8 protein-coding genes are annotated in these 7,199 nt (G+C 35.6%); 7 read left to right on the top strand and 1 reads right to left on the bottom strand.

What is annotated here, in order from left to right; translation table 11 throughout:
• Positions 1-189 precede the first annotated feature (189 nt).
• The 7 genes from E1I69_RS23590 to E1I69_RS23560 all read left to right on the top strand — a co-directional run bounded on the left by E1I69_RS23590 (position 190) and on the right by E1I69_RS23560 (position 6,285).
• Positions 190-1,062, top strand: a complete 873-nt coding sequence (locus tag E1I69_RS23590; RefSeq protein ID WP_136381944.1) for an AraC family transcriptional regulator — start codon at positions 190-192, stop codon at positions 1,060-1,062.
• Positions 1,063-1,704: 642 nt separating this feature from the next.
• Entirely contained in the window at positions 1,705-2,385 is a 681-nt protein-coding gene (locus E1I69_RS23585) for a response regulator transcription factor (protein ID WP_136381943.1), read from the top strand.
• A 94-nt stretch (positions 2,386-2,479) separates the two neighbouring features.
• Positions 2,480-3,400 carry an ATP-binding cassette domain-containing protein gene (locus E1I69_RS23580; RefSeq protein ID WP_136381942.1) on the top strand — a complete coding sequence of 307 codons (921 nt, stop codon included), beginning with the start codon at positions 2,480-2,482 and terminating at the stop codon, positions 3,398-3,400.
• Positions 3,393-4,139 carry an ABC transporter permease gene (locus E1I69_RS23575; protein WP_136381941.1) on the top strand — a complete coding sequence of 249 codons (747 nt, stop codon included), beginning with the start codon at positions 3,393-3,395 and terminating at the stop codon, positions 4,137-4,139. The genes E1I69_RS23580 and E1I69_RS23575 overlap by 8 nt, the downstream gene beginning before the upstream one ends.
• A gap of 41 nt (positions 4,140-4,180) precedes the next feature.
• The gene (locus E1I69_RS23570; protein ID WP_242634690.1) at positions 4,181-5,068 is read left to right on the top strand and encodes a sensor histidine kinase; all 888 of its coding nucleotides are present in this window, start codon (positions 4,181-4,183) and stop codon (positions 5,066-5,068) included.
• 84 nt (positions 5,069-5,152) lie between these two features.
• Positions 5,153-6,028, top strand: coding sequence for a hypothetical protein (locus tag E1I69_RS23565; RefSeq protein ID WP_242634689.1), 876 nt, complete (start codon positions 5,153-5,155; stop codon positions 6,026-6,028).
• A gap of 56 nt (positions 6,029-6,084) precedes the next feature.
• Positions 6,085-6,285, top strand: a complete 201-nt coding sequence (locus E1I69_RS23560; protein ID WP_242634688.1) for a hypothetical protein — start codon at positions 6,085-6,087, stop codon at positions 6,283-6,285.
• A 224-nt stretch (positions 6,286-6,509) separates the two neighbouring features.
• Here E1I69_RS23560 and E1I69_RS24565 read toward each other — a convergent pair whose 3' ends face one another.
• Complete coding sequence (locus tag E1I69_RS24565; RefSeq protein WP_154670439.1) at positions 6,510-6,677, bottom strand: hypothetical protein; 168 nt, start codon at positions 6,675-6,677, stop codon at positions 6,510-6,512.
• Positions 6,678-7,199: the final 522 nt, after the last annotated feature.

Here is a 7,199-nt window from a genome sequence, read left to right as displayed (position 1 = left end):
GCATCGTATAATTCCCTAGCACTACTTACCAGCATTATCCAGTAGTGACCGCGTAGCGTACCCATGTATTGGAATAGTTTCACATATTTTAAAAATACTGTTAGGAATTGTGTCGAAAAATATTTTTTTGACACCCCACTAACGGATCAAACCGTTGGTAAATCAACATTTATAGAGGGAGGTCAAATAATGGATTTGCTTAAGAGTATGAATGATGCTTTAAGGTATATCGAGGATAATCTCACTAACGAAATAGACTTCAAAGTGGTGGCGAGAATCGCTCGTTGTTCTGAGTATCATTTTAAAAGAATGTTTTCCTTTCTTGCAGGTATCACATTATCAGAATACATCCGCCGTAGACGACTTAGCTTGGCAGCATTTGAGCTGACTAACAGTCATATAAAAATCATTGATGTTGCCATTAAATATGGGTACAGCTCACCGGACTCGTTTAATAGAGCTTTTCAAAATCTACATGGTGTTACACCATCAGAAGCAAGAAACAATGGACAGCTATTAAAAGCCTATCCACCAATGACCTTTCAATTATCAATTAGAGGAGGAGATGAAATGAATTACAGAATCGAACAAAAAGAAGCATTTAACATAGTGGGTATCATGAAAAGAGTTCCGATTATCTTTGAAGGAGAAAACCTGGAAATTGCAGCAATGTGGAAATCGTTGACTATGGATAAAATAGCTCAATTAACAAAACTCTCGAATGTTGAGCCGAAAGGGATGATTCAAGCATCTACAAATTTTTCTGAAGGACGTATGGAAGAAAAAGGAGAGCTTGATCAGTATATTGGCGTAGCAACCACACAAGAAGGCCTTGACAACTTTTCAAAACTTGAGGTTCCTGCGTTAACCTGGGTGATATTTGAATCAAAGGGGCCTTTTCCTAGTACGCTACAGGAAACGTGGGGAAGGATATATTCAGAGTGGTTTCCATCTTCCAATTATCAGGTTACAGAAGGCCCTGAAATTTTGTCGATAAAAACCAAAGAATTAACTTCACCATCTGTGAAAAGCGAAATTTGGATTCCAATAATGAAAAAATAATTTTATGTTTTAGATCACCGAGCTGTATTGGACAGCTCTTTTTTTTGATGGGATTAGAGTGAATGCTTACTCTCAAACTAGCTTGAACAGCATTAATGCTCATTCTTCTTCATGTAAAGAAAAAGTTAAGTTTAATAAAAACCATTTCTAAGGGAAGAATCATTTGTTATAATTAGTGTAATATTACACTAACAAAAAATGGTTACTCTGGAGGAATCGGCAGTGAATAAAGGTCATTTTCTTATATGGATTTTAATGATAATTGCGACGGCATTAGGCATATACGGACAATCTTTCGCCTATTTTTTAGAAAGCATAACCAATACCAATCATGTTGTATATTACTTAACTAGCATTACGGTTCTTAGTATCCTCATTTATTTAGTGACCCCTTTATTAGCATATTTGATGATCAAGTTTGAAAAAATTGATGATCGATTTATTCCCTTATACATATTTATTTTCGGTATGATAGGGATATTTGTCTCCCTATGGTCAGTATTTGTCTGTGTGATGTGGTGGGGCTAATTTTTCTCACCTCTAATTTATCCTCTCGTCCTTTACTATATTTTCCCAAATGATGTAAGCTATAATCAATAGAAAAAGTTCAAAACGCTACACATTAAAAAATGGGTGATAAGTATGTATGAAGGAAAACGCATTTTAATCATTGAAGACGATCAAGAGATTAGTAGACTGCTACGTGTCATTTTGGAAAAATCGCACATGGAACCGGTTGCAGCTTATTCGGGTACAGAAGGTTTGTTGCAGCTTCAAAAGAATACGTTCGATTTAATTTTATTGGATTTGATGTTACCGGGCAAAAGTGGGGAGGAACTATTAAAAGAAATCAGAGAAACGAGTTCTATTCCGATTATTGTCATTTCAGCTAAAGTCGATATTGAGAACAAAGTGCAAGTATTGAAAATGGGTGCGGATGATTATATAACCAAACCGTTTCATCAGGAAGAAGTGATGGCCCGAGTGGAAGTCCAATTACGTAAAGCCAGTATTCACCCGGGGCTATCAGCGGAAATTGGATGGCGTGAGCTTAAAATGAATACGGAAAAACGATCTGTTATATTAAAAGAGAATGAGCTGCAGCTGACAAATGCTGAGTTTGATATTTTAACATTCTTCATGAACAATCCTGAGCGTGCGCTTTCCAAAAGGGAGATATATGAAAGCATCTGGAAAGGGACCTATTATGGTGATGATAATACAATCAGTGTTCACGTCTCTAACCTTCGCAAGAAGATTTCTGAAATGACTACTGAAGAATATATTAAGACCATTTGGGGAGTAGGATTTATGCTGATCTGACTTCTTTATGATTTCTTTATGTTTTGCTTAAAGGATTTTAAAGACTTCTAAGCTAAACTGGAAATATCAGAAATTTAGTGGAGGAGTCGAAAAGATGAATACCATTATTCAGACGTATCAATTGTCGAAAAAGTTTAAGGAGGATGAGGTCCTTAAACCTCTTGATTTTTCATTAAATAAAGGGGAAATCTGTGCACTCATTGGAAAAAACGGTGCGGGCAAATCGACATTATTCAAAATTCTTTCAGGCCAACTAATGCCATCAACTGGGGAGATTCAGCTCTTTGGGAAATCTGGTAAAGAGATCGAGCATGAGAAAAAAAGAATGGGTTTTATGATCGAAACCCCTACATTTTTCCCTGATTTTACAGCAGTTCAAAATCTGGAATATTTCCGGATTCAACGGGGTGTTGTGGATAAGAAACGTATTTATGAAGTCCTAAAAATTGTCGGTCTGGCAAATGAAAAGAAAAAACGATTTAAAGATTATTCGATGGGGATGAAGCAGCGATTAGGCATAGCCCTTTGTCTCTTAAGCAACCCCGATTGTTTAGTACTCGATGAGCCAATCAATGGTTTGGATGTGGAGGGGATTATGGAAATCCGCAAATTATTGATGAAGCTTAATCAGGAAAAACAAATAACCATATTGATTTCTAGTCATATTTTAACGGAATTAAAATTGTTAGCAACGCGTTTTGTATTTATCAAAGATGGTGTAATCGTTGAAGATTTAAGTAAAGAGGCTCTTGAGGAAAAGAGTAGGAAACACATTCTCCTAACGGTCGATGATACTGTGAAAGTAGCGCAATTATTGGAACGAGCATATGCAGATATCCAGTTTAAAGTCCTTCCTAATCAAGTCATCTCTATCCAAAATCATGTAGAGAGCAGTGGAGATATTAATCGCCTCTTGGTTGATAATGGTGTGACGGTGAAGGAGTTTCGCATCGAAGCACTGAATTTAGAGGAATACTTCTTAGGATTAGTGGAGGAGGGGCATAAAAATGATTAATTATCTAAAAAGTGAAAGTTATCGGCTACTTCGTAAAAAAGGGACGCATATAACAGGATTAATTTGTTTGTTACTGATTGTCGCTGCTGCTGCCACCCTTTATTTTTTTGAACAGTTTGATCCGAATTTCCCTTATGCGACTAGTAAATTTTTCTATTCAAATGTGATAAGTGGCGGATTGTTAATTGTTATCGTAGGGCTAATCTATAATACAGCTCTCACTGGAAAAGATTTGTCTTTAATCAAGCAATCCATTTCTTTCGGTATTTCTCGAAATATTATCTTCTGGTCGAAGTTAATCCTGACTTTAAGTTATTTTCTACTAATCTGCGTCGTGGGAATCGTTTTAATGATTGCGTTAGGAGAGAACTTATTTACGGGTGAAAATCAGTCGGTACGAAATTTTCTACTTGCATGTGTCAATATGGCACCAATTGTTCTGAGTGGCTTTTTCCTAACTCACACGTTGAAGATGCTGAAGGTTGGAGAGGTTTACATTTTTATCGTGTTGCTATTTATATTTGGCCTTTCTGGGAGCTTGTTGCGGGTTTTTCGTCCATTTGCAGGCTTGAGAGAGTTACACAAAAATGCACCGAATACATTGTTAAATGATAATTTAATGAGCTATTTGGATGGCGCAGCCCAATTCAATTACCACTATTGGGTTGTAGGTATCGTCATTTCCGTGATTTCTTTACTGATTGGAGCAAAAAAGTTCGCAAATAAAAACATTGATTGAATGAGAAGGGATGAATGAAAGTGAGCAGCTGGTGGATTATAATGATGTTGATTTTCCTATTGATTGTTGCCGTCAGCATGCTTCTGCTGTTCCATTGGGATGTCAAAAGGATGACAAAACAATTAGAGAGAATTAGTCAAAATTTCGGGACAAATGAATTAGTTCGGACAAATACTCATAATAAAAATTTGGCTCGATTTGCAGCAAAAATCAACCAGCTGATTCAACTATTCAAACAGAACCAACAGTCTGTTGAAAGAAGAGAAATGGAATTAAAGCAAGAAATCACAAATATCTCCCATGATTTACGAACACCTTTAACATCGATCAAAGGGTTTTCAGAGTTATTAACAGACCCATCTATATCTGAGACAGATAGGAAAGAGTTTTTAGATATTATTCAGAAGAAAATCGATAATCTCACTATGATTGTAGATTTATTTTATGAACTCTCACAACTTGATTCATCGGACAAGAAGTTGACTATGGAAAAGCAGTTTCTAGATCAAATTGTTGTGGAAACAATGCTCATGTTCTATGAAGACTTTGAGAAAGAGCAATTAGAGGTCAAAATGGATGAAGGTACTGTGCCTGCTGTTCTTGCTGACAACAAAGCAACCGTTCGTATTGTAATCAACATCATTCAAAATGCTTTAACTTATGCCAAAAGTTATTTAAAAATTAGTTTTGTAGAAGAAGACGAGTATATATGGTTAAAGGCAGTAAATGACGTTGAGAAGATAAATGCTACGAAACTCCAACAGATTTTTAATCGAACATTCAGGTTGGATTCTAGTCGAACGGGTACCCATCTTGGATTAGGACTACATATTGTTCATCAACTGGTTAACAAACAAGGAGGAAAAGCGGTAGCTAATGTCCATGAAAATGAATTTATTATTGAAGTGTCGTTTAGAAAGTGGGATTAGCTAGGTTTTGATAAACGGGTAGTATTTGAATCCTTTTTCTCAAAAAGGATGCGATCCTCAAGAAGCATTAAAGAATGATTGAAATTGGGAGAAGAGGAGGGCCAAAAAATTAGAATAGTAATCAAAAGTCGGTCGCCAAAAACGGTTCTTATCATTCTTTTTTCCCTGATTTTAGTTTCGATATATGGGTACCATCGACAAGAGATAGACTTTGTATATCCTAGTGTGCCTGTAGCGATCAAGGCCGATTTTTTATCGGAGTCATACTTTTCTGAGCTCTCAGAGCAGTTTGACCAAATTCGCTCTGAACATCGAAAATGGTATAGATTTGATACATCCAAATCAATTGCATCACACGCTATCCTAACGCAGATGATGGATGATTTGAAGGAAAATCAAAAACTTTTGAACGATCATAAGCAATTTGATCTGTTTTTTGAAACATTTGATCAGCATGTCAAACAACTCCCTTATATCACGGAAGAGATTCATTATTTTCGCAATGAATTGAATCGATATGGAGAAGCGCCTGAACAATTAGAAGAAATGATTGGACTAGTGGCATGTGGCAAATGGCAGCTTTTCAGTGGTAGATATCACCGGTTTGAAGTAAGCGAATATGACGCTGCTTATAATGTGAAGTTTATATCATCAAATGGTCGCTTTGAAGTTGTCTATCATGTTGAGACGGGTCAAATGGTAAACGATCCGGTAAACATGGGCACGTATAATTATGCGCCGGGGAGTATCCATCCATGGAAATATTACCAGCATCATAAATACGATAAAGTTCCCTGGAAGAAATGGGGCAATACGAATCAGATTTCATACAAGGATATTACAAAGAGGCAGTCACGGCATGGTTCAACGGAGCAAAAGAAAAGTACAGAAGAACTCCAAAACTTAATTAAAAACAAAATATCAGATTCACAGAAGTGTCGATATAGATCTAACCTGTGAAGTAGCGGAGTTTCTTTTTATCATTGCTCTTTTGGGGCGTGGGGAGGATTTTTTACATGGGGTCCAACAAAAATATGAAGCATTTAATAGGTTTGTATATTGTTATGGCACTAATGGTGTTTGTTACTTTAACAAGTGAATTTATTTTTAAAGGTGAGTATTCAGCAATTGCTAGTTGGTTAATCGTTATGTTATTCCTTTTTGGAACCATCTTTTTTGCTAATGCAAGATATTATATATCCAAAAAAAGAAAATAACCGTTTTAATATGGCTGTCCAAAATTCCTCATCCTGAAAAAGTAGGTAAAATTAGCTAACCCGTATTCTTTTTCATTAACGAGTGCGATAATCCAAGAAGGATTTCGCCTATTTTAGTTGAAGTGATTAGCTAATGATGCAGGATAGTGTAAGAAACTTTTTCTGCCCAATAACGTAAAATAAGAACTTAAAAAAGGCTCAATTAGTGAGCCTCGCGCCACACCTTATAATATTTTTGATTTCTCGTCATATCTTTTTTCTAACTCACTTCTTTTTTTCTCAATAGTAATTAATTTTCTTAAAGTTAAACTGGATAGAATTCTTAAGCCAAGCAAGTGAAAATAAGAAAAAGTTCCAAACTGCTTTTCTTCTTCGTGGATTATATTCGCCAACGCTTTACCTCCTTTTTTACATTAACAACCATATCTATTTAATGCCGTTGGAATCAAAAGCAATTAAAGATTATTTCGGAGAGAGTTACCTATCTGATTTTTGCAAATTTGTAGCGGTCAAGACAAAGCCTGACCAAGCATATAGATACGAGATAACTTATCAATTCATAACTTATGAAAGAGCAATAGAGCCTCCATATCATTTGTTTACTTTAAAAGTTTATAACAAATCTGCCACAGATTGGTTTATTAAAGATGTAAAAGTAAGAAAATTAGCTGAGAATGAAGATTATACAAAGATATGTAGAAAACCAAGGGTTGTTTGGTAATCAATCAGATTTGGGGAGGTTCCTTAAAAAAGGAGTCGCCTCTGTGACATTGTGAAAGATTTTACTTAGCGTTGATCCAAGAAGGATTAACGCATTTTTTATGGAAGCAATTAAACTAATGGTGAAGGTTTACCAAATTTTTAATGTAATTTTTAAATATCATAGTATAAAATGCTGTCTCTTATACACATCT

The organism is Bacillus timonensis, assembly GCF_004799755.1.
Classification (GTDB): domain Bacteria; phylum Bacillota; class Bacilli; order Bacillales; family Bacillaceae_L; genus Ferdinandcohnia; species Ferdinandcohnia timonensis_A.
The sequence above is the reverse complement of the archived record's forward strand: the minus strand, read 5'-3'. Positions and strand labels throughout refer to the sequence as shown.

Coding starts and splice junctions, on each gene's coding strand:
- E1I69_RS23570 (WP_242634690.1), top strand. CDS start 4,181: ATGATGTTGATTTTCCTATTGATTGTTGCCGTCAGCATGCTTCTGCTG.
- E1I69_RS23590 (WP_136381944.1), top strand. CDS start 190: ATGGATTTGCTTAAGAGTATGAATGATGCTTTAAGGTATATCGAGGAT.
- E1I69_RS23575 (WP_136381941.1), top strand. CDS start 3,393: ATGATTAATTATCTAAAAAGTGAAAGTTATCGGCTACTTCGTAAAAAA.
- E1I69_RS23585 (WP_136381943.1), top strand. CDS start 1,705: ATGTATGAAGGAAAACGCATTTTAATCATTGAAGACGATCAAGAGATT.
- E1I69_RS23580 (WP_136381942.1), top strand. CDS start 2,480: ATGAATACCATTATTCAGACGTATCAATTGTCGAAAAAGTTTAAGGAG.
- E1I69_RS23560 (WP_242634688.1), top strand. CDS start 6,085: ATGGGGTCCAACAAAAATATGAAGCATTTAATAGGTTTGTATATTGTT.